General features: G+C 65.1%; 17 protein-coding genes and 1 pseudogene. 6 read left to right on the forward strand and 12 right to left on the reverse strand.

What is annotated here, in order from left to right; all coding sequences use genetic code 11:
• Nucleotides 1–72 precede the first annotated feature (72 nt).
• Nucleotides 73–1,755 (forward strand): tetratricopeptide repeat protein, encoded by a 1,683-nt coding sequence (locus GRO01_RS02795; RefSeq protein ID WP_062507537.1) that lies wholly within the window; start codon nucleotides 73–75, stop codon nucleotides 1,753–1,755.
• Here the strand turns inward: GRO01_RS02795 and GRO01_RS02800 are convergent.
• The 4 genes and pseudogenes from GRO01_RS02800 to GRO01_RS02815 all read right to left on the reverse strand — a co-directional run bounded on the left by GRO01_RS02800 (nucleotide 1,736) and on the right by GRO01_RS02815 (nucleotide 9,207).
• A complete protein-coding gene (locus GRO01_RS02800) occupies nucleotides 1,736–4,585 on the reverse strand; it encodes a [protein-PII] uridylyltransferase (protein ID WP_062507536.1) in 2,850 nt (949 codons plus the stop codon). The genes GRO01_RS02795 and GRO01_RS02800 overlap by 20 nt on opposite strands.
• A pseudogene (mutS, locus tag GRO01_RS02805) lies at nucleotides 4,582–7,233 on the reverse strand (DNA mismatch repair protein MutS). The gene GRO01_RS02800 and the pseudogene mutS overlap by 4 nt, the downstream one beginning before the upstream one ends.
• A gap of 95 nt (nucleotides 7,234–7,328) precedes the next feature.
• A complete protein-coding gene (gene murJ / locus GRO01_RS02810; RefSeq protein ID WP_062507535.1) occupies nucleotides 7,329–8,885 on the reverse strand; it encodes a murein biosynthesis integral membrane protein MurJ in 1,557 nt (518 codons plus the stop codon).
• Between the two features lie 76 nt (nucleotides 8,886–8,961).
• Entirely contained in the window at nucleotides 8,962–9,207 is a 246-nt protein-coding gene (locus GRO01_RS02815; RefSeq protein ID WP_062507533.1) for a hypothetical protein, read from the reverse strand.
• Nucleotides 9,208–9,313: 106 nt separating this feature from the next.
• Here GRO01_RS02815 and GRO01_RS02820 point away from each other — a divergent pair, with 106 nt between their 5' ends.
• Nucleotides 9,314–9,703, forward strand: coding sequence for a DUF4112 domain-containing protein (locus tag GRO01_RS02820; RefSeq protein ID WP_062507588.1), 390 nt, complete (start codon nucleotides 9,314–9,316; stop codon nucleotides 9,701–9,703).
• On the opposite strand, the gene GRO01_RS02825 is transcribed toward GRO01_RS02820, so the two are convergent.
• Nucleotides 9,697–10,191 (reverse strand): glutathione peroxidase, encoded by a 495-nt coding sequence (locus tag GRO01_RS02825; RefSeq protein WP_062507531.1) that lies wholly within the window; start codon nucleotides 10,189–10,191, stop codon nucleotides 9,697–9,699. The genes GRO01_RS02820 and GRO01_RS02825 overlap by 7 nt on opposite strands.
• Before the next feature lie 157 nt (nucleotides 10,192–10,348).
• Between GRO01_RS02825 and GRO01_RS02830 the strand changes: the two genes are divergently transcribed.
• Nucleotides 10,349–11,554, forward strand: a complete 1,206-nt coding sequence (locus GRO01_RS02830; protein ID WP_062507587.1) for a NupC/NupG family nucleoside CNT transporter — start codon at nucleotides 10,349–10,351, stop codon at nucleotides 11,552–11,554.
• 98 nt (nucleotides 11,555–11,652) lie between these two features.
• A complete protein-coding gene (gene sodC, locus GRO01_RS02835; RefSeq protein WP_062507529.1) occupies nucleotides 11,653–12,177 on the forward strand; it encodes a superoxide dismutase[Cu-Zn] in 525 nt (174 codons plus the stop codon).
• A gap of 15 nt (nucleotides 12,178–12,192) precedes the next feature.
• On the opposite strand, the gene GRO01_RS02840 is transcribed toward sodC, so the two are convergent.
• From GRO01_RS02840 to tsaD, 6 genes are read right to left on the reverse strand one after another with little or no spacing between them, the layout of a single operon-like run.
• A complete protein-coding gene (locus GRO01_RS02840; RefSeq protein ID WP_167494561.1) occupies nucleotides 12,193–12,900 on the reverse strand; it encodes a TylF/MycF/NovP-related O-methyltransferase in 708 nt (235 codons plus the stop codon).
• 10 nt (nucleotides 12,901–12,910) lie between these two features.
• Nucleotides 12,911–13,882 (reverse strand): NAD(P)H-dependent glycerol-3-phosphate dehydrogenase, encoded by a 972-nt coding sequence (locus tag GRO01_RS02845; protein WP_062507525.1) that lies wholly within the window; start codon nucleotides 13,880–13,882, stop codon nucleotides 12,911–12,913.
• Between the two features lie 2 nt (nucleotides 13,883–13,884).
• Nucleotides 13,885–14,724, reverse strand: coding sequence for a 23S rRNA (adenine(2030)-N(6))-methyltransferase RlmJ (locus GRO01_RS02850; RefSeq protein ID WP_062507523.1), 840 nt, complete (start codon nucleotides 14,722–14,724; stop codon nucleotides 13,885–13,887).
• A complete protein-coding gene (locus GRO01_RS02855; RefSeq protein ID WP_141306757.1) occupies nucleotides 14,721–17,399 on the reverse strand; it encodes a DUF4132 domain-containing protein in 2,679 nt (892 codons plus the stop codon). The genes GRO01_RS02850 and GRO01_RS02855 overlap by 4 nt, the downstream gene beginning before the upstream one ends.
• 1 nt (nucleotide 17,400) lies before the next feature.
• Nucleotides 17,401–17,757 carry a hypothetical protein gene (locus GRO01_RS02860; RefSeq protein ID WP_062507519.1) on the reverse strand — a complete coding sequence of 119 codons (357 nt, stop codon included), beginning with the start codon at nucleotides 17,755–17,757 and terminating at the stop codon, nucleotides 17,401–17,403.
• Nucleotides 17,758–17,771: 14 nt separating this feature from the next.
• Nucleotides 17,772–18,857: a tRNA (adenosine(37)-N6)-threonylcarbamoyltransferase complex transferase subunit TsaD gene (gene tsaD / locus GRO01_RS02865; RefSeq protein WP_062507517.1), complete on the reverse strand. Its 1,086-nt coding sequence runs from the start codon at nucleotides 18,855–18,857 to the stop codon at nucleotides 17,772–17,774.
• Nucleotides 18,858–18,924: 67 nt separating this feature from the next.
• Between tsaD and hemC the strand changes: the two genes are divergently transcribed.
• Both hemC and GRO01_RS02875 read left to right on the forward strand, forming a co-directional pair.
• Nucleotides 18,925–19,974, forward strand: a complete 1,050-nt coding sequence (gene hemC, locus GRO01_RS02870; RefSeq protein WP_062507515.1) for a hydroxymethylbilane synthase — start codon at nucleotides 18,925–18,927, stop codon at nucleotides 19,972–19,974.
• A 26-nt stretch (nucleotides 19,975–20,000) separates the two neighbouring features.
• On the forward strand, nucleotides 20,001–20,657 hold the full coding sequence (locus tag GRO01_RS02875; protein ID WP_231490066.1) for a uroporphyrinogen-III synthase: 657 nt from the start codon (nucleotides 20,001–20,003) through the stop codon (nucleotides 20,655–20,657).
• Nucleotides 20,658–20,659: 2 nt separating this feature from the next.
• Here GRO01_RS02875 and secB read toward each other — a convergent pair whose 3' ends face one another.
• Complete coding sequence (gene secB / locus GRO01_RS02880; RefSeq protein WP_062507511.1) at nucleotides 20,660–21,181, reverse strand: protein-export chaperone SecB; 522 nt, start codon at nucleotides 21,179–21,181, stop codon at nucleotides 20,660–20,662.
• Between the last annotated feature and the right edge of the window lie 7 nt (nucleotides 21,182–21,188).

Below are 21,188 nucleotides of genomic sequence, written 5' to 3' on the forward strand. Positions count from 1 at the left end.
CAAAAAATTGTGAAAACTTCGTTAACTTCTGTCCAGCTGGATTTTCCGTGAATTTCGGAGCACGAAGGGTTGATGAGACCTCTGTTTTCGCATGATCCGACCGAGCCTGCTTTTGCGTCTTTCGCAACGGGAGACCTTGCTGCGGCAGAGGCTACGTTCCGGGCTATTCTGGCTGCAGAGCCGAAACAGCCGGATGCCCTGCACGGGATGGCCTGTCTCGCACGGGCTCGCGGACAGGATGCTACCGCAATCGCACTGGTCGGGCGGGCCTTGCAGGGAAGCGGCATTTCCCCTGATCGCAAGGCCCGGATGCATATCACGCTGGGGCTTGCGCTTCTGGGGCAGGGTCATGCTGAAGCGGCGCGGGCGGCCCTGAATGTTGCCGTGATTTTGCAGCCTTCGGACCCGCGTGCACATGCTGCTTTGGGGGATGCTTTTGTAGCGCTGGGGCGACGGGAGGAAGCGCGCAAGGCACTGGGGAAAGCGGCGGACCTTCTGGCGGATGACAGTTTTGTGAGGACGCGGCTTGGGGCGCTTTTTCTGGATGATGGATTTTGGGAGCAGGCAGCCGGACAGTTCCGGCAGGTTGTGAATCGCAGGCCACAGGACGGTACGGCGCTGGCCAATCTGGGGGCGGCGCTTTTTGCAGGCAATGCGTTCGGAGAGGCGCGGAATGTCCTGTTGCGGGCGTGTGAGCTTGGGGCATGGACGGCGGAGACGCTCAACAGTCTGGGGCTGGTGGAGATGGCGCTGGGCGAGCTTGATGGAGCCTGCGCAACGTTGCGGGCGGCTCTGGAACTTCGGCCTCTGGATGGGCGGATTGCCAATAGTCTGGGCACTGTTCTGATGGAAGTCGGGCGGCTGGAGGAGGCAGAGGCGCTCTTTCAGGCGATCATCACGCGCGAGACGGGCGAGGAAGCTGCGCGGGCGCGGTTTAACCGGGCGACCATTCTGCTGGGGCAGGGGCGGTTTGCGGAAGGCTGGCGGGATTTTGAGAGCCGTCGGGTGTTGCTGGGAATTACGTCAGCAGTTCCGCAATGGGATGGATCGGCGGGAGCGGAGCTGGTGGCTGTTGTCGGAGAGCAGGGACTGGGGGACGAGGTCCAGTTTCTGCGTTTTCTGACAGAAGCGGCGAAGCGGCGGCCGTTGCGGCTCCGGTTTCGGACGGCGGCGCTGGCGGAGCTGATGCCGGAGCTGGATCAGGGGCGGATTCTGTCCGCTGATGGGCCGGTTGTGGCGGAGGTCAGTCTGTTGAGTCTGCCGCGGGTTCTGGGGATGGAGGATGTGCCGTCTGTCCGGCCTTATCTGACGGTGCCGGAACGGGTGGAGGCCGGGCGGATCGGGATCTGCTGGTCAGGGAATCCCTCCTATCGGTTTGATCGCAGGCGGTCGGTTCCGGTGGAGTGTCTGGACGTGTTGCGGCAGGTATCCGGTGCGCGGTTTGTGGCCCTTCAGCGCGGCGATGTGCCGGACTGGATGGAGCGGGTTCCGCTTGAGACGCCTGTGGATCTGGCGCGGGAAGTGGGACGGTGTGCGCTGGTGATCAGCGTGGATACGCTGGTGGCGCATGTCGCGGGGGCGCTGGGGCGGCCGTTATGGCTGCTTAACCGTGAGGGGGGCGACTGGCGGTGGAAGGATGTGGACTGGTACGGGGATGTCCGGCAGTTCCGGCCGCCCTCCGGCGAGGCTGTTGCCGCCGGATGGGAGGCCGTGCTGCGGGATGTTGCGGAGGCGCTCAGCTCGCGGGCGTGGTGACCGGAGAGCTTGTGAGGGAGGCGAGCAGGGTTTCACGCAGGCGGGCGAGGCGGACCGGATCGGTGATCTTCATGCCCAGAAGATCCCGCACGTAGAAGACGTCCACGGCACGCATGCCGTAGGTCGTGATATGGGCTGAGGAAATCTGGAGTGACGCGCTGCTGAGGGCGGAGGTGACGTCGTGCAGCAGGCCGGGGCGGTCACGGCCGTTGACTTCGATGACGGTGTGACGGTCCGAGGCCGTGTTGTCGATGACGACGCGGGGCGGGACGTGGATCGCGCGCATCCGGCGTGAGGTGCTGTGATGGCTGGCGTCCTCGATGCCCTTGCGGATGTCGAGGCGTCCCGAAAGGGCCTGTTCCACGAGGTGGTTCAGGCGGCCGAGCTGGTGCGTTTCCTCGAAGGAGCAGCCTTCACCGTCCTGCACCCAGAAGGTGTCGAGGGCCATGCCGTCGCTCAGCGTGTGGATGCGGGCATCGACGATGGAGGCGCCTGCCACGGCGAGGGCGCCTGCGATCTGGGAGAACAGGCCCGGATGGTCGGCGCAGAGAACGGTGAGTTCAGTGACGCCGCGTTCGGGGATGGGGTAGGCCTCGACCGTGACCGGGGAGCGGTAGCGGTCTGAGTCGTGGACCATGCGGGCGTGGCGCATCTGGGTGTCGGTGTCGAAGCCGAGCCAGTAGCTCGGATAGCCGAGGTCAAGAAAGCGGTCGATGCTGCTTTCGGGCAGGGTTCCGGCAAGGCCGTCTCGGGCGAGTTCGCGGGCATGATTGACGCGGCTGTCGCGTTCGGTGGCGGCCAGTCCGCCTTCCAGCACCTCGGCGACACGGGAGAAGAGCTCGCGCAGGAGGGTGGCTTTCCAGGCGTTCCAGACCTTCGGGCTGACGGCGCGCATGTCGGCGATGGTCAGGAGAAGGAGGAGGCGCAGGCGTTCGGGGGACTGGATGGTGTCGGCGAGGTCGAGGATCGTGCGGGGATCGTCGATGTCGCGGGTGAAGGCGGTCTGGGACAGCAGGAGATGGTGCAGGACCAGCCAGGAGACGGTGTCGGTTTCCTCGGGGTCGAGGCCGAGCTGCGGGCAGATCGTCAGCGCGAGGTCGGCGCCGATTTCGGAATGGTCGCCGCCGCGTCCCTTGCCGATATCGTGCAGCAGGACGGCGACGTAGAGCGCGCGGCGGGAGCGCAGATCGCTGGCCAGCGTGTAGGCCAGGGGGATCTCGTCCGCCATGCGGCCGGCTTCGATTTGGCCCATCATGCGCACGGCTTCGACGATATGCTCATCGACCGTATAGATATGATAGCTGTCGAACTGCATTTGTCCGACGACGCGGGACCAGTCCGGCAGAAGGCGGCCGAGGAGGCCGGTCTCGTTCAGGATCGGGAGCCAGAACGGGACGGCTTTGGTGTCGTCCGCACTCGGCTCGCAGAGCAGGTCCAAGAAGATTTTCGCGGTTTCGGGATCGTCGCGCAGGGTGACGGCGTGGCGTTCGTTGCGGATGATCTGCTGCATCGCAATGGGATGCAGGGGCAGATCGTGGCGGCGGCCGCAGTCGAGCAGGCGGAACATCTCGCGGGGCTGGGCCGCGAAGGTCACGGGCTCGATGGGACAGATGCGGCCGGCGATGGTCTGGAATTCTTCGGGGCCGGGGACGATTTTGGGCGGCTCGCCGGTGGTCTGGTCCTGAAGATGCATCAGTACGACGGGTTGCAGCACGCTGGTCAGGCGCATGACGTCGCGGGCGGTGAGGAAATAGTGCCGCATGAAGCGTTCGACGCCACGCTGCCGACCATGGGTTGCGTAGCCCATGCGTCCGCCGATGACGGGCTGGACGTCGAAGGTCAGGCGTTCTTCGGCACGGCCGGTAATGTAGTGCAGGTGCAGGCGGACCGTCCACAGGAAGTCCCATGAGCGGCGGGCGCGGTGGGATTCGCGGTCTGTGAGCAGGCCGAAGGACGCGAAGGACGGTGTTTCCGGCGCTTCGCCTGGCGCGCCGTTGCGGTCGGGGGTCGAGACTGCGCAGCCGAGGGCGGCGCGTCCCATCCAGTTCAGGGTCTGGAGGTCGCGCAGGCCGCCGCGGCCTTCCTTGATGTTGGGCTCCACCATGTAGGGGTTGTCGCCGAAACGGCGGTGACGCTGTTCGCGTTCGCCGATCTTCCCCATGACGAACTCGCAGAGCCGGTCGTTCTGCAGATCGGCGCCGAGGGCGCAGCGCAGGTCGCGGGCCAGACTGCGCTCGCCGTGCAGGAAGCGAAGGTCCAGCAGGGCGGTGCGGATGGTGAGGTCGCTGTCGGCGTCGCGGACGCATTCGGCGATGGAGCGTGTGGCGTGGCCGACGCGCAGGCCGAGATCCCACAGGGCGTAGAGAATGAACTCGATCCGGGTGGTCATGGCCGGGGTCGGATCGCCGGGGATCAGAAAGAGGATGTCGATGTCGCTGAAGGGGGCGAGGAGGCCTGCACCGTAGCCGCCGGTGGCGCAGAGGCAGAGGGACTCGCCCGGCGCTTCATGTTTCTGCGCGGCGAGTTCGGCCAGTGCGCAGACCATGTCGTCAGCCTGATGGGCCAGGGCACGGGCGGCGTCGATTCCCGAGATCCTGCGCTTTTCGAACCGTTCGCGGACCGTGGCGTGCCCGCTGCCCAGATGGCGGCGCAGGATGGAGAGCACGTTCTCGCGGCTGGTCAGCCCCTGTGCCGCGGCGGTCTCGAGGGCAGCCTTGAGCGGTGAGGCCGGGTCGCGCGGGGGGGGGGCGGTTCGGTCAGACAGGGGCTTATCCGTATCGTCAGCGAAGGGAAGAGGAGAAGTTTCGCCCCAGAAAGAGTTTTCTTTCAAGTGCCGTTTCCGGAGGCGAGGCGTTTCAGATTGTATAACGCATCCAATGCGTCGCGGGGAGAGAGATCATCGGGGTTCAGAGCCCGGATTGCGTCTTCCAGCGGAGATGGGGCGGGCGGCGTTTCAGGCGCGTGAGGCGGCGGTGGTTCCGGCTCTGCGGCCGCTTCGAAAAGGGGCAGCGAGGAGCGGGCTTCGGCCTGTTCGCGCTCGAACTGGGACAGGAGACGGCTGGCGCGATTGACGACGGATTAGGGGATTCCCGCCAGTTTTGCGACATGCAGGCCCCAGCTCTTGCGGGCGGCACCGGGGCGGACCTCGTGCTGGAAGATGACCTCGCCGCGCCACTCTTTTACGGCCATCGTGTAGGGGGCGAGGCGGGGGAGGAATTCGGTCAGGGCGCCGAGTTCATGGAAATGTGTTGCAAAGATTGTCCGGGAGCCGAGCTGGGTGTGCAGGGCCTCGAGCGTTGCCCATGCGATGGACAATCCGTCGAGGGTTGCGGTGCCACGGCCGATCTCGTCCACGACGACGAGGGACTTTGGGCCGGCCTGATTGAGAATCGCAGCGGTCTCGGTCATTTCGACCATGAAGGTGGAGCGGCCGCGGGCGAGGTCGTCCGCACCGCCGACGCGGGAGAACAGGCGGTCCACGACGCCGATATGGGCGGATTTGGCCGGAACGGGCAGGCCGGCTTGGGCGAGGATCACCGCAAGGGCGGTCTGGCGCAGGAAGGTGGATTTGCCCGCCATGTTCGGGCCTGTGAGCAGCATGGCGCGGTGTTCGGGCGGCAGGGCGCAGTCATTGGGGATGAAGCGGGCATCCGCACTTCCCGACTCGGCCAGTGCGGCTTCGACGACCGGGTGTCGGCAGGCGACGAGGCTGAACTCGGTGCCATCCGTGACGGTGGGGCGACACCATGAGCCGCCTTCCGCGAGCAGGCCGCAGGAGCGCAGGACGTCGGCGAGGGCCAGGAACTCTGCGACTTCATCGAGGGCCGGGGTTTGCAGGATGCGGGCGCAGAGCTCGGCGAAGATGCGGCGTTCCAGCGCAGACGCCTTGTCGGCGGCTTCGAGGATGGCGCGGTCCAGACCGGCGAGTTCTTCCGTGGAGAAGCGGGCGAGACTGGCCGTGCCCTGACGGAAGGACAGTTCGGGGTTGTCGCGCAGTTTTGTGCCGGCGGCGGATGGGACTTCGATGACGTAGCCGAGCTGGGCGTGGTGTTTGATCTTGAGGTTTGAGACGCCGAATTTTTCGGACAGCTCGCCCTGCATGGCGGCGATGATGCGGCGGCTTTCGTCGCGCAGGCCGCGATAGCGGTCCAGTTCCGTATTGTAGCCGGGGGCGATGAAGCCGCCATCCTCGATCCGGGCGGGCAGGGTTTCGGCGACGGCGGCCTGAAGCTGCTCCAGCAGGGCATCGGCGCGACCATACAGGCCTGCGGTGAGGGTGCGGATCAGCGTGGGTGTGGTCTGGTCGCAGGCGGGCTGGAACAGGGCGGTAATGTCGTTGGCGGCGATCAGCGTGTCGCGGATGGCGGCGAGATCGCGGGGCTGTCCGCGTCCGGCGGAGATGCGGCCCAGCGCGCGGGCGGGGTCTGGCGTGCGGCGCAAGATGTCGCCGAGGGCGCTGGACAGGCCGGGGATGGATTGCAGCCAGAGCCAGCCGTTCTGGCGGTCCGTGATCGCGGTGGCGTCGGTCAGGGGGGAGGCGAGCCACTGGGCGAGGAGGCGGGAGCCTGCGGCTGTGGCGGTGCGGGTGACGGCGCCGAGGAGGCTGTGTTTCGTCTCGCCATCGCGGGTGCGAAGGATGTCGAGGCTGGCGCGGGTGGCAGGGTCGATGCCGAGAACGCCGTCCGTGCCCTGCGGAATGGGGCGGGAGAGACGCGGGAGTGCTCCGGCCTGACTGCGCTGGACGTAGTTGAGGGCCATGGCGCAGGCGATGGCCTGTTCGGGCGGGAAGTCCCCGAGAGCGTCGATCTGGGCGACGCCATAGGCGCGGGCGACCAGGGTGCGGGCGCTGTCGAGCGTGGGCGGGACGGCGACGGGAGCCAGACGGGAGGCGTAGTCTGGGGGGATCAGGTCGGGTTCGGAGAGGATCTCGGCGGCGTCGAGCCGGGCCATGAGTTCGGGAAGAGCGTTTTCAGGGATCGAGGCGGTTTCGAAGGCGCCGGTCGAGATGTCGATCCAGGCCGCGCCGATCGTTTTGGCGCGCTTTTCCGGGCTGCGGGCGATGGCGAGGAGCAGGTTGGCGCGTCCGGCTTCGAGCAGTTCGTCTTCGGTCAGGGTGCCGGGGGTGACGACGCGGACGATGGCGCGGGCGAGCGGGCCTTTCTGTGGCTTCTCGCCTTTTTTCGGCGGGGCCTGCGTCTGTTCGGCGACGGCGACGCGGAAGCCGCGGCGGATCAGGCGGGACAGATAGGCCGGGGCCGCCGCGACGGGGACGCCGCACATGGGGATCGGCTCGCCCTGATGGGTGCCCCGGGCGGTGAGCGCGATGTCGAGCGCCATGGCGGCGGCCTGCGCATCGGAGAAGAACAGCTCGTAGAAATCGCCCATGCGGAAGAACAGGAGGGCGTCGGGTTCCTGGTGTTTGAGGTCGAACCACTGGGCCATCGCGGGGCTGGCGTTTTCGGCGGTAGGCAGGGGCATGAAGGTGCCGATGGGTCCGGTCTCCGGGCTGTCACTTCGGGAAGGGGATGGGAAAATAACGTCTCTCCGCCGGTGTGTGAACCGGCGGGATAGGGTCAGCGGGCGCGTCGGCGGTTCAGGCGTGACTGGAAAGCCACGGCTGCGTCACGCAGGCGCACGACCTTGAGGGCGTCGAGCATGATGGCGTAGGCGAGGATGCCGAAGACGATCAGCGCGGTGAGCATGCCCAGACGCCAGACGCCGTGCCAGTAGGGCAGGCCGGGAGCAACGAGCTTTTCGGCGGCCGCGACCCACAGGGCCATCATGATGGCGGCGCCTGTGATGCGCAGGGCGCGCCCTTTCAGGAGTGGGTCTGCGATGAAGAGGCCGCGGCGGTGAAGGATAACGGCGAGCAGCGTGCAGTTGACGAAGGCGGCGATTGTGCTGGCCAGCGGCGGCCCGATATGGCCCAGCGGGCGGTAAAGCAGAAGGTTGAGGACGAGGTTCAGCGCCAGCGTGAAGAAGCCGATGCGGACGGGTGTGACGGTGTCGCCTTCGGCGAAAAAGACCGGGGAGAGAACCTTGATGAGGACGAAGGCGGGCAGGCCGAGCGCGTAGGCCTGGAGGCACTGTCCGGAAAGGATGGCGTCGCTGACGGTGAAATGGCCGTAGCCGAACAGGGCGGCCATGATGGGGGAGGCTAGGACGATCATGCCAATCATGGCGGGCAGCGTCAGGAGCAGCGTGTAGTCGATGGCGCGGTTGAGGCTCGAATGGACGGCGGCGCGGTCTTTATTGGCGATATGGCGCGTGAGAAGCGGCAGGAGAGCCGTGCCGGCTGCTGAGCCCAGTACGCCGAGGGGGAGCTGGTTGATGCGGTCGGCGAAATACAGGATCGAAGGCGTGCCGACGGGCAGGTGCGTGGCGATGATGGTGTCGACGGTGAGGTTGATCTGGGTGACGCCGGAGCCGACGAGGCCGGGGCCCATGCGGCGCAGGAGAGCGCGCATGTCGGGCGACAGGCTGGGCCATGTCAGGTGTGGTGCCATTCCGGCGCGTCGGGCGGCCCAGTACAGGGCCCCGAGCTGGACGACGCCGGAGAGCGTCACACCCCACGCGCTGACGACGGCGGTGTTGTGCCAGACCAGTGCGCCGAGAAGGATGGCGGCGATGCCGATGATGTTGAAGGTGACGTAGGCGGCGGCTGCTGCGGTGAACTTGCCGAGGCCGTTCAGCACGCCCGAAACGAGAGCCGCGCCGCAGATCAGCAGCATGTAGGGGAACGTGATTCGCGACAGATGCACCGCGGTTTCAAAGCGGGTGCCGGTGAGGCCTGAGCCGATGCATTCCACGACCAGCGGCATGAAGATTTCGGCCAGAATCGTCAGCAGGGCGAGCCAGAGCATCAGTCCGGACAGGGCTTGCCCTGCAAAGCGCAGGGCGGACTGGTGGCCCTTTGTTTCGTAGCGCTCGGTGAACATCGGCACGAAGGCGGCGTTGAACGCGCCTTCGCCGAAGAGGCGTCGGAACATGTTGGGCAGCCGCAGCGCGATCAGGTAGGCGTCCTGAACGGGGCCGGCACCAAGGAACGCAGCGAGAAGCTGGTCACGAACGAGGCCGAGGACACGCGAAAGCATGGTCCAGCTGCCGACTGTCAGGAAATTGCGAAGCATTTCCTGATCCTAGCCGATCATTCAGCGCCGCAACATATGCTCCCGGGCAGGAAAAATGCAGTGTGGCGGATCGGTGTCAGCGCAGAACCGTTTCGCGGTTGTGCAGGGGCGTCTCGGCTCTGGCAGGCTGCTGGATCGTGGGGCGGATTGCGGCGACACCGATGCAGAGGAGTGTCACTTCCGGCATCAGCATGGCGCTGGCCCAGAAAATGCCGGACAGGCCAAGGAAGGTCGTGACGTGATGGGCCACGGCCGGAGTCAGGGCGCCGAGGGCAGCCACGACCAGAAGGGGCAGGATGGGGCGGAGCAATGAGTCCTTCATAAATGTCTCCTGTCACATTTCTGACTTGAACTCTGGCGGGTTTCGATACGGATGTTCAAGGAAAAAAGACGAACTTCCGGTTCGCTGTTGCGTGATAGCCGGTGCCATGACTGATTTTTCCACGATTTCTCCGCCCGCCAGTGTTGCCGAACTCCGCCGGAGGCTGGAGCGGATCCGCCGTCTGGCCTGGCTGCTGAACTCGGCCACGCGGATTCCCGGCCTGCGGCTGCGGGCGGGGCTGGATACGCTGCTGGGGCTTCTACCAGGCGGCGGTGCGCTGATCGGGACGGCGCTGTCGCTTTATATCGTCTGGGAAGGGCGCCGGATGGGCGTGGACCGCCAGACCGTGCAGCGGATGCTGGGGAATGTCGCGATCGAGGCCGTGGTGGGCCTCGTACCGCTGGCGGGGGATCTGTTTGATACGGTGTTCAAGGCCGATCTGCGGAATATTGCGCTGATCGAGGCCGCGCTGGCTGGACGGCTTGGCGTTCAGTGATCCAGCAGGACTTTGCGGACGGCTTCCTCGACGCGGTTTGAGGCGGGTTTGGCCAGTGGTGTGAACCAGTTGACGAGTTTGCCGTCGCGGTCGGTCAGGTATTTGTAGAAATTCCAGCGCGGGCGGGCGAGGAAGCCGCCCTGCTTGTCCAGCCACTGGAACAGCGGTGTGGTCTCCGGGCCGCGCACGTGCTGGCGCGCGGTCATGGGGAAGCTCACGCCGTAATTGCGGTAGCAGAAATTCTTGATGTCTTCGGACGAGCCGGGTTCCTGCTGGCCGAAATCGTTTGACGGTACGCCGACGATCATCAGGCCTTCGGGATAGTCGCGGCCATAGCGGGACCAGAGGTGTTGCAGGTCCTCATACTGGGGTGTGAAGCCGCATTTCGACGCCGTGTTGACGATCAGCAGCGGTCGTCCGCGATACGCCGAAAGGTCGATCGTGTCGCCGGACAGGCCGGGAAGGCTGAAATCATAGGCACAGGTCATGGGGGTTCTCCCTATCAGTCTGCGGCATCCTAGCGGTTTGAGGCCGTGCAGGCGAGAGAGGAGGGGTGGACAGAACGTGACATGCCAGACAGGTTCAGATCGTTTCGGCTCCAGTTCCGGGTGTGATGTTCTGTTTTTGGGTGAGGAGTTTGCCTGCGTGATCCTGCGCGTCCTTGTCGGCATCGCCGGCCTTCTGATTCTGGGTGCGCTGCTGTCGACCAACCGCCGGGCCATTGACTGGCCTTTCGTAGGACGGGCGCTGCTGTTGCAGGTGCTGATTGCGGCGGTCGTGCTGTGGGTGCCAGCGGGTGCGCATGGGCTGCATGTGGTGTCGGATGCGGTAACGAAGGTCCTGTCCTACGGGGATGTGGGCAGTGCGTTCCTGTTCGGCGGGCTTGTGGGACCGAAGATGAACGGACTGTTCGGCAATGACAGTTTCGTTTTTGCGCTGAAGGTCCTGCCGGAGATTGTTTATGTCGCAGCTCTTCTGGGGCTGTTGCAGCACTGGGGCGTGTTGCAGTTCCTCTCAAAGCTGATTGGTGGGGCGCTGTCGCGGGTGCTGGGGACGACGGGGCTCGAATCGTTCTCGGCAGTGCTGACGATTTTTCTGGGGCAGAGCGAGATGCCGATCGCGCTTCAGACCTGTCTGGCGGAGATGTCGGAAGGGGAGTTGGCGACGGTGCTGTGCAGTGGGACGTCCTCCATCGCGGGGTCCGTGCTGGCGGGGTATGCGTCGCTGGGTGTGCCGATGGAGAACCTGCTGGCGGCGTCTTTCATGGCGATCCCGGGTGGGTTGTTGTTCTCGCGCATTCTGTTTCCGGGGCCGCGCCGGTCTGATGCGCAGATTGCCGGGGCGGATCACGGGCATCACAGCATGTTCGAGGCTATTGCGGATGGCGCGATGAATGGCGCGAAGATCGCGGTGGCTGTGGGGTCTGTTCTAATTGCGTTTGTGGGGCTGATTGCGCTCGCGAACGGACTTCTGGGGGCAATCGGTTTGTCTCTGGCGCAGATTCTGGGGACGGTGTTTGCGCCGTTCGCCTGGCTGCTCGGGGTGCCCTGGAGCGAGTGTACGATTGCCGGGGGGCTGCTGGGACAGAAGATCGCGTTCAACGAGTTCGTGGCCTATGTGAACCTGGCGCCGATGATCCATGATCATACGCTGTCTTCGCGGACGATTACGATCCTGTCCTTTGCGCTGTGCGGATTTGCCAATATCTCCACGATCGGGCTTCTGATCGGGGCGTTTGGCAGTGCGGAGCCGCGACGGCGGACGGATGTGGCATTGTTTGCCGTGCGGGCCGTGGTGGCGGGGACGCTGTCCAATGCGATGAGTGCGGTGATTGCGGGACTGTTTGTGTGATTTCAGGGCGGTTCACGAATCTCTGATCCGAAAATATGTCAGGCCCGGCGTAAGGTGAGAACAGTTATCATCTTTCCTGCTGGACTGTGAGTTTCTCCATGCGTTGTTCCGGATTTCTGACCCTTCTTCTGGCCTCTGCGATGGTCGTTCCTTCCCTGGCCTGTGCGGCCGATAGTGTGACGGGGGAGCTGAAGGGGATTGATGGCTCTTCACATGGGATTGTGAATGTCACCGAGGCGCCGAAGGGCGTTCTGCTGCGGCTTCAGGTGCAGGGGCTGACGCCGGGCTGGCACGGAATTCATTTTCATGAAAAGGGGAGCTGTGCGGCCCCGAAATTCACCAGTGCGGGCGCGCATGTTCATGCGGCAACGCCGGTGGTGCATGGTCTGCTGAATGCGGATGCGAATGATGCGGGTGATCTGCCCAATCTGTATGTCGCAGCGGATGGGACGGCGACGGTGGAGCTTTATTCCACGCTGGTTTCACTGAAGGGGCAGGGGGAGCGTCCGGCGCTGATGGATGCGGATGGGGCGTCCGTGGTCATTCATGCAAAACCGGACGACTATCAGAGCCAGCCGATTGGTGGTTCGGGGGATCGCGTGGCCTGCGCGGTTCTGCACTGAGGCAGGCCCGGCTGTTCAGGCCGGGTGTCGGATGATCATGGCCTGTGTGGTCGGGAATTCGATGATGCGTTCGGGGCGGTCTGCGAAGAAGGTGCGGAACGCCTGGGCGACGCCCGGGATGATCGAAAAATCATGCGTGAGAATGATGCCGCCGGGGACCAGACGGGGATAGAAATAGTCCAGTCCGGCCAGGGTGGCGTCATGAAGGTCCACGTCCAGATGGACGAATGAAAAACGCAGGTCTTCGAGGCCGGATGTGCTGCCGGGGAACAGGCCGGGGTGGAAGCGGACGTTCCGGCAGCCGGCCAGCTTGCGTTTTACGTGCGGCAGAGTGCCGATGAACTGGCCTTTGTGGAAGACGCCGCTTTCGCCACTCCGGACGCTTTCGGGAAGGCCTTCGAAGGTGTCGAACAGGTGCAGGGTGCGGTCGTTTTTTACCGAGCAGAGCAGGGCTGCCGAGGCGCCTTCATAGACGCCGAATTCGGCGAAATCGCCGGGCAGGGTGGTCTGGGCTGCGGCGATTTCATGAAGAATGAAGGCTTCATCCGCGCTGAGAAGCGATCGTGTGCCGCGAATGGCATGTCGGAGGCTGGAGAGGGTCCGCGGGTCCTTGTGGCCGGAGAGCAGTCGCATCTGCAGGGCGTTCTGCAACCCGAAGGTCAGCACCCGGGCGATGCGGCTGCATCCGATGATGCGGCGCAACCTCTCGTTTCTCATCCACATGTCATCATGGTTACTCCTGCGTGGGGGGGCGGTCCAGCAGAAGGTGTCGGGCTTCCTCAATCGTGAAGCCTTCGCCCAGGATGCGGGTGACGGTTTCGATGATGGGCGCGCGGACATGGTGTTTGCGGGCGAGGGCGCGCATGGCCGGGGCGGTCAGGACGCCTTCGGCAACCGTGGTTCGTGAGGCTAGAATGTCTTCAAGGGAACGGCCTTCGCCGAGTTCGAGTCCGACACTGTAATTGCGCGAGCCGCGTCCGGTGCAGGTCAGGATGAGGTCGCCCATGCCTGCGAGGCCTGCGAGCGTGCTGGCGCGGCCGCCCGTAGCTTCGGCGAGGCGGCCGATTTCGGCGACGGCGCGGGTGATGAGGGCGGCACGGGCGTTTTCGCCCAGGCCCGCGCCGATCGTAATGCCGGCGCCGATGGCGATGACGTTCTTGGCAGCGCCTGCGAGCTGGACGCCGGCAGCGTCATCGCTGGCATAGAGGCGGAAGCTGGACGTGTTGAGGAGCGCCGTGAGTTTCTGCGCGAGAGCGAGGTCTGCGCAGGCAAGGGTTGCGGCGGCGGGGAGGCCTTTTGCGACTTCGATGGCGAAGTTGGGGCCGGAGAGGACGCCGGTCGGGCGGCCGGGCATGGTTTCCGCCAGAACATCGAGCGGCAGGAGGGATGTGGCCTGTTCCAGTCCCTTGCAGCAGGTCACGACGGGGACTGCGGGGTCGAGCACGGTCTGAAGGCGCGTGGAGACGTCACGGGCGGTCTGGACCGGGGTGACGAGCAGGACGACGTCGGTGGTGCGGGGGAAGTCGCCGGTGATGGTGACGTTGTCGGGCAGGGTGATGTCCGGCAGGCGCGGGAGCGTGCGGGTGCCAGCCGGGACGGGGTTACGCATCCAGAGTGTCACGTCCGCGCCGGTGGCGGCCGTGGCGCAGGCCAGTGCCGTGCCCCAGGCTCCGGCGCCGATGATCGCGATATGGGGTCTGGTCATGGTTATTCCTCTGCCAGCCGTTCGATGTTGATCTGGATGTCTTCGGCCTCAGGAGAACGCAGGCCGGTGGCGAGGGCTTGCAGGATGTTGCGGGCCTCGTCCTCGAAGCCGAAAGGGGCGTTAACGACCAGCAGGCCACAGCCGTTCAGGCGGGAGGGATCGACGGGAGGGCGGAGCAGGAACTCGCAGGCGAGCATGTCCCGGATCCCGGCGTCCTGAAGCGCCGTGTAGAAGGCGCGGACGGGTGTGCGGTGTTTGATCGGGTACCAGACGGCGACGATCCCGGCGCGGAAGCGGGTGCGGATCAGCGCGATGGCATCGGCGCAGCGGGCGAAATCGTCCGGCTTCTCGAACGGTGGGTCAATGAGGACGAGGCCGCGCTTGAGATCCTTCGGTGGAAGCAGGGCGCGGAGGGCTTCGTAGCCGTCACGATGATGGATTGCGGCCTGTGGGTCGGCGTGGAAGAGGCGGCGCAGGGGGCGAACGTCTTCGGGGTGCAGTTCACAGGCAATGAGCTGATCCTGCGGGCGGAGTTCGGCGCGGGCGAAAGCCGGGGAGCCGGGGTAGCGGTGCCGGTCCTGCACGTTGGGGCGGACGGCGTTGAGATAGTCAGCAAGAGCAGGGTCTGCGGTGCCGTCGAGCAGGCGGCCGATGCCTGCGCGCCATTCGCCGGTTTTTTCGGCTTCTTCGGACGTCAGGTCGTAGCGGCCGCATCCGGCATGGGTGTCGAGGACGACGAAGCCAGCGGGTTTGCGCTTCAGCGCCTTGATGAGTGCGAGAAGCAGCGCGTGCTTCATGCAGTCGGCGAAGTTTCCGGCGTGGTAGATGTGACGGTAGTTCAAGAGACGTGTTCCGGGGTGGGTGCGGGGAGCTGTCGGAGGATGACGGGATCAGTGATTTTGTCATCGGCGGCGAGAAGGAAGAGTTTCGACAGGATGACCGCGAGGGTCTGGTCGTCGTCGAAGGGCAGGGCGATGGTGGATTTCTTTTTGCGGGCGTCGGGTACGATGCAGATATAGCGGCGGTCGGGATCGAGGAAGATGTTTCCCGTCCTGATATGAACCCTGTAGCTGTGCAGGACGCCGCGAACATGGACATACGTGTCGGTGAGTTCGAGGCGGTCCGCGATGGTGAGGCGGGGGAGAATCCGTTCAAGCGTCTCGTAGCGGATGCGGGCGCGGCCGTTGAGGGGCAGGGTTTCGTCGTAGTTCCACATGGCCAGATCGGGCATGCGGCGCCATTGGGCGATGGTGTGGCCTTCCGCTCCGTCGAGATAGGTGACCTCCAGGCCGATGGAGGACACGCTGACGAAGAGGTCAAGATCGCGCATGACTTCCGAAAAGATCAGCGGCGGGACGTTTTCGAGGGGAACGGTGTCCTTGCCGATGGCGAGTTTCTTGCCGCCGTCGTGGCGCCAGGAGCCCTTGTCCGTCACGGTGCGGAACTGGACGCGGTCGGTGAGGATATGGGTGAATGTTCCGTGATGGAAAGCGGCCTGACCGTCGACGCCAGCGGTCCAGATTTCGGCATGGAGACCGGCGGAGGGGATGGTCAGGCTGGTGGGGTCGCCCTCGCTTGAGGGCATGTGCATGCTCAGGGTGCGCACGCGCCAGCCGCGCTGGCGGCCGAGTTCGACGGACTGCGCCTGACGCAGGACCTGCCTTGCGTAGCGGAGGGAGGCCGGGGAGGTGGCGCGTTCGGCATCGGTCAGGACATAGGTTTCGCGCCAGGCCTGACGGATGGGCTGGATGAGGGCGATGTCTTCCAGCGTGTCGCGCCACTGGTTGACGAGGGCCGTATTGGCGTCCAGCGGGTGCCAGAGGGTGACGGTTTCGTCGTCGCGCAGGGCGGCCGTCGGGGTGCTGTCTGGGGCGATGGGGGTGCCGTTCGGGAAGAGGACGGTGCGTTGTGTGCCGTCGGGTGCCGTAAGGGTCCAGATCTGGCGGCGGGCGAGCCAGGACAGGACGGGATGGGTTAGATAGTTCGTGCGGAAGCGTTCGGCCGTCCAGCGTTCCTGTGTGATCCAGGAGCGTTCGAGGCGCAGGCGGTGGACCTGCATCTCTTTGGTCAGGGCGCGGGCTTCTTCCCTGAGTTTTTCATAGGCGCGGATGGTCTTGAGTTCTGTGCGGATCGCGGGAGGGACCGGGCGCAGTTCTGTGCCGTCGGCGGAGAACAGTGTGACCGTTCCGGAGGCGTTGGTCTTGAGGGACAGGGTTGCGGTCAGGCCGTTGGGAAGCGGGACGGCGCGTTCATGATGGCTGTCCAGGTCGTGGGTGTAGGCGGAGCGTTCTTCGAGTTCCGTAATGCTGATGCCGGATTTTCGGGCGGAGTCGGCCAGGGCGGCGTTGATCTGGCCGAGCATGAGCGAATGACGGGTTTTCTGGCGCAGGGCGATCTGTTCGTTGATGGCGTCACGGTCGGCGGTGAGACCGAGGGCCCGGATGATGCGGTTGAACTCGAAAAGTTTTTCGTTCTTCTGGAAGTTTTTCGCCAGCGTGCTGAGGAGTTGCACGTCTTCCGGCTTGCCACTGACGGCGACGAGCCAGAGGCAGCCACACAGGATTTTATTGAGGTTGAGCAGTTCCGCTGGAGGGCGTTTACCAAGATTTTGTAGTCCCAGTGCCGCAGTGTCCATTCGCCAGAGGGTCTCTTGCTCCGGGATGAAAGCGTCTGGCTTGGCGATGAGTTCGTAGGCCGCTTCGCGGACGGAGCCTGTGGCCTTGATGCGGTTGTTTGCATGAATGACGAGGATGGGAAGAATGGCGGCCCGATAGAGCGGACCGTCGATCCAGCGTCCCTGTGCCGTGTCGAAATCGCGCAGGATGGTGCGGGCCAGCGTCAGAACGTCCTGTCCGTCAGGGGCAGCGAGAATGGTGGCGCGGTCGCGCAGGGTTCTGACAGAGGGTGTAACGCTATCAGGGGTGGAGAGGCGATCAAAGACGGGATCGTCCGCATTGCCCGGATACAGGGTCAGGCGAATGATGTGCTGGCGGATGAGGCGGAAGGCCCCAGGGCGTTCGACCGGGACCCGGACATAATCTGCCCGGGCCTGAGCGAGCCATTTCAGATCCATGATGCGATGCGTCGTGGGGTCGATGGGCGAGTTGGGATCGGGACAGAATGTTCTGAAACGGCTCCAGTAAGAGTCGTGCTTTTGCAGCGGAATGGGAGCTTCGGGATCAAGGGTTTCGCGAGAGAGACGCTCCAGCCATTTTGGAGACGCAGGCCGTGGCGCATTGCCCATCGTCTCGGGCAGGAAATAGGCGGCGAGAGGGATGTTATCGCTGAGGTATTGGTAGGCATGCTCTTTAAAGGCGTAGCCTTTGTAGTTGCATCTCTGCTGTTCGTAGAGTTCGACCCATTTTTTTCTGGCGTCTTCGAAAACCGTAGGACAGCGGGAGCGCATCAGGGCGCGCCACTCTATGAACGCCTGCTCCATGTCGCCGACTTTTGACAGGAGGCGATAGAGCGCACCGCCGGGCAAAGAGGCGACCGCCATCGGACTACGCTGCTGCATGTCAGCCTCCGACCAGGGGGATGAGGCGCAGGAAGGTGATCGTCATATCCGGGGTGAGGGTGATGTCGTCGTCCAGATGCGGGATCTGGCGGTCATTGATGATGACCAGATAGGCGCGGCGCTCGAAGGCCTTCAGGGCATGGTCGATGGCGGCTTCGATGGTTTCGATACAGGGTGCGTCCTGCGGGATGAGGGCGGTTTCTTCGCATTCTGCCTTGGTGCCGTTGTCCCATTCGAGGCGGACGCGCTCGGCGATCAGGTCCCGCACGCGCAGATGTCTGCGGGTTTTCCAGTCAAAGCGCAGGGCGGGTCTGCTGATACCGGTTCCGGTCTCGTCGCGGATGAGGATGGCGGTCATGCGGCTTCCTGTGTTCAGGCGTGGGCGGGAGTGCGTTCAGACAGGGGCCAGCGGGGGCGGGCGGCGGTATCGATTTCGTTAGGGGTTTCGCCCGCGTGGAGGCGTTCGAGAGCGGCCCAGGCGACCATCACCGCGTTGTCCGTGCACAGGCGCAGGGGCGGGGCGAAGAAGGGGATGCCGTGGTTGGCGGCGACCTGTTCGAGGGCGTGGCGCAGGGTCTTGTTGGCGGCGACGCCGCCTGCGACGACCAGAGCTGTTGCGGTCGGGCTGAGGGCCAGGGCGTGTTCGGCGCGGTCGGCCATGACGTCCGCAACCGCACGCTGGAAGGAGGCGGCGACGTCTGCGGCGAACTGTCGGGGCAGGGCGTCGCGGCTGCCGGTCGGGTCCTGTGTGTCGATCAGGCGGCTGACGGCGGTTTTGAGGCCAGAGAACGAGAAATCGCAGCCTTCGCGGCCCTTGAGGGGGCGCGGCAGTGGGTAGGCATCGTCGCGGCCTTCGGTGGCGAGTTTTTCAAGGGCCGGACCGCCGGGCCAGCCGAGGCCGAGCATTTTGGCGACTTTGTCGAAGGCTTCGCCGGCGGCGTCGTCGATCGTACCGCCGAGGCGGACATAGCGGCCGGTTTCCTCGACCGAGACGCACTGGCAGTGGCCGCCCGAGACCAGCATTGTCAGGTAGGGGAAATGCAGATCTGCGCCGAGGCTGGGGAGGCGCGGGGTGAGGATGTGGGCCTCGATGTGGTTTACGGCCACGAAGGGGCGATGCAGCGCCATGGCCAGTCCCTTGGCGTAGGAACTTCCCACGATCAGGCCGCCGATCAGGCCGGGGCCAGTTGTGCCGGCAAAAGTGTCGATATCGGCCAGCGTCAGGGAGGCTTTTTTCAGGACTTCCGCCACCAGTGTGGGCAGGGCGTCCAGATGGGCGCGGGCCGCGATTTCCGGGACGACGCCGCCGAGAATGGCGTGGTCGGTCTGGGACAGGACGCCTTCGGCCAGGATCGTGCCGTCATAGGCGAGGATGGCGCAGGCCGTGTCGTCGCAGGAAGTTTCGATGGCCAGAAGGGGGCGCGTGGGTGCGGATGGAGAAGTGGCGGGGGCTGACATGGGGCTTATTATGGCCGAGTCTGTCATATCATGACAGTCCCGTGTGAATGGGCTAAAGCTGCCGTTCATGAATGCTCCCGTCCTGCCTTCCGAGGCGCTCCAGAGAGTCGCCGCGGAAGCCGTCCGCCGCTCCCATGCCGCTGAGCCGCCTACCGGCCGCAAGCTCCCTCTTCGTGTCGGGTCGCGGGCGTCTCCGCTGGCGCTGGTCCAGACACGGAACTTTCTGACGCGCCTGACGCGGTTCTGCCCCGTTCTGCGCGATATGGGGGCGTTTCAGGAATACCAGATCAGTACCGAGGGTGACCGAAACCAGGCGCAGCGTCTGGCGGAAATCGGCGGCAAGGGTCTTTTTGCTAAGGAAATCCATGAGGCGCTGGCAGCCGGGCGGATCGATTTCGCGGTGCACAGCCTCAAGGATCTGGAAACCAACCTGCCGCCGGGCCTGGTGCTGGCCTGTACGCTCAAGCGTGAGGATGCGCGCGATGCACTGATCCTGCGGGACCGGGATGTAAAGGTTGATCCGCAGCGTCCGTATGACTGCCTGCCGGAAGGGGCGCTGGTCGGCTGTGCGTCGGTGCGGCGTCAGGCGCAGATGCTGCATGTACGGCCGGATCTGCGGTTCTGCCTGCTGCGCGGCAATGTGCAGACGCGGCTGGACAAGCTGCGGGCCGGGGCGTGCGATGCGACGCTTCTGGCTCTGGCCGGGCTGCGGCGTCTGGGCATGGAAGACCGTGTGGATGTCGTGCTGGAGCCGGACCAGATGCTGCCGGCTTCGGGGCAGGGCATTGTGGGCGTGACGGTTCGTGAGAGCGATCTGGAACTGCGCGAACTGCTGTCCGCGATCGAGGATCCGGAGGCACGGGCGGTTTCGACGGCCGAGCGTGCGCTTCTGGCGGAACTGGACGGCTCGTGTCGGACGCCGATTGGCGGTTATGCCCGGATCGAGAACGGTGTTCTCAAGCTGAGCGGCATGATTGCGAGCGAGGACGGGACGTTCCTGCTCCGTCGCGAGATCGAAGGTGCGCCGCTTGAGGCGGCCCGTCTGGGCACCGAGCTTGCGGACGAACTTCGCCGCGATACGCCGGCCCATATCTTTGAAGAAATGAGGCGTCCCTGACGCTTACCCGTCCTGAACCGGGTCGCGTGGTTCTAGTGACCCGGCCGGAGCCCGGACTGTCCGCCACAATGGCGGAAGTCCGGGCGCTTGGCTGGGACGCTGTGGCGTGTCCGATGCTGGACATCACGACATTTGAGCCTGTTGCGCCGGGTAAGTTCCGGGCCGTGCTGGTGACGAGTGCGAATGCGCTGCCTGCGCTGCGGGACTGGCCACGGGATCGGCTTATCGTGGCCGTGGGTGCGCGGACGGCGGCGCGGGCGCGCAAGGCCGGGTTCGTGAATGTCGAGGCGGCGGACGGGGATGCGCGGGCTCTGGCGGCGTTCTGCCGGGCGCGCGGCATTATGGGCACGGATGTACTGCTGGCCAGTGGCGAGGGCTATGGCGTGGAGCTGGCGCGGGATCTGGGCGTGCAGCGCGTCGAGGTCTATGCGGCGGCCATGTGCGAGGCTCTGCCGGAGACGGCGCGGGATGCGCTTCGGAGTGGGCGCGTTGAGGCGGTGCTGCTGTATTCGGGAAAAACGGCGGAAGCGTTCAGGGAAGCGCTTGGGACCGAAGAGGTGACGGCATTGTCTGCCGTGCGGGCGCTCTGTTTGTCAGAGGCCATTGCCGCGCGCCTGAACCCGGAGGAATGGCGCGCGGTGATGTGGCCCGATCCGCTGGAGCAGCTCGGGCCAGTGTCCTGAGATCAGGCTTCGCCGGCGGGTTCCGGGAACTGCTGGGCGCGCTTGGCCTGCCACAGGGCAACGAAGTCGATCGGCTGCAGCACGACGGGCGGGAAGCCGCCGTCACGCGTGACATCGCTGACGATGGAGCGGACATACGGGAAGATCAGGCGCGGCACTTCGACCAGCAGGATCGGCTCGATCAGCTCTTCCGGCGGGTTGTTCAGCGTCACGACGGCGGCGTAGGTCAGCTCGGCGATGAACACCGTGCGGCCGGCCTGTCCACCTTCCTGTGCCGGCGGCTCTGCGGCCTCGGCGCGGACGGCCAGGGCGACTTCATAAACGGCCTGGTCTTCTTCCAGACGGTTGGCCTGGACGTCGATGTTGACGGAAATCTGCGGGGCGGAGCGCAGCGTGGTAAAGATGGCAGCGCCAGCCGGAACCTCGAAGGACAGGTCCTTCGTGTACTGCAGGTTGATGGCTAGCGGCATGGCCGGCACGTTTTCCTGGCCCAGGGCAGCGTTGTCGGTGGTGTTCTCTGACATACAGTCT

Source organism: Gluconobacter roseus NBRC 3990 (assembly GCF_006538885.1).
In the GTDB taxonomy this organism is placed as follows: Bacteria; Pseudomonadota; Alphaproteobacteria; order Acetobacterales; family Acetobacteraceae; genus Gluconobacter; species Gluconobacter roseus.

Excerpts from the sequence above, each read along its gene's own strand:
- GRO01_RS02795 (WP_062507537.1), top strand. The coding sequence starts at position 73 with ATGAGACCTCTGTTTTCGCATGATCCGACCGAGCCTGCTTTTGCGTCT.
- murJ (WP_062507535.1), bottom strand. The coding sequence starts at position 8,885 with ATGCTTCGCAATTTCCTGACAGTCGGCAGCTGGACCATGCTTTCGCGT.
- GRO01_RS02815 (WP_062507533.1), bottom strand. The coding sequence starts at position 9,207 with ATGAAGGACTCATTGCTCCGCCCCATCCTGCCCCTTCTGGTCGTGGCT.
- GRO01_RS02820 (WP_062507588.1), top strand. The coding sequence starts at position 9,314 with ATGACTGATTTTTCCACGATTTCTCCGCCCGCCAGTGTTGCCGAACTC.
- GRO01_RS02825 (WP_062507531.1), bottom strand. The coding sequence starts at position 10,191 with ATGACCTGTGCCTATGATTTCAGCCTTCCCGGCCTGTCCGGCGACACG.
- sodC (WP_062507529.1), top strand. The coding sequence starts at position 11,653 with ATGCGTTGTTCCGGATTTCTGACCCTTCTTCTGGCCTCTGCGATGGTC.
- GRO01_RS02840 (WP_167494561.1), bottom strand. The coding sequence starts at position 12,900 with ATGTGGATGAGAAACGAGAGGTTGCGCCGCATCATCGGATGCAGCCGC.
- GRO01_RS02845 (WP_062507525.1), bottom strand. The coding sequence starts at position 13,882 with ATGACCAGACCCCATATCGCGATCATCGGCGCCGGAGCCTGGGGCACG.
- GRO01_RS02855 (WP_141306757.1), bottom strand. The coding sequence starts at position 17,399 with ATGCAGCAGCGTAGTCCGATGGCGGTCGCCTCTTTGCCCGGCGGTGCG.
- GRO01_RS02860 (WP_062507519.1), bottom strand. The coding sequence starts at position 17,757 with ATGACCGCCATCCTCATCCGCGACGAGACCGGAACCGGTATCAGCAGA.
- tsaD (WP_062507517.1), bottom strand. The coding sequence starts at position 18,857 with ATGTCAGCCCCCGCCACTTCTCCATCCGCACCCACGCGCCCCCTTCTG.
- hemC (WP_062507515.1), top strand. The coding sequence starts at position 18,925 with ATGAATGCTCCCGTCCTGCCTTCCGAGGCGCTCCAGAGAGTCGCCGCG.
- secB (WP_062507511.1), bottom strand. The coding sequence starts at position 21,181 with ATGTCAGAGAACACCACCGACAACGCTGCCCTGGGCCAGGAAAACGTG.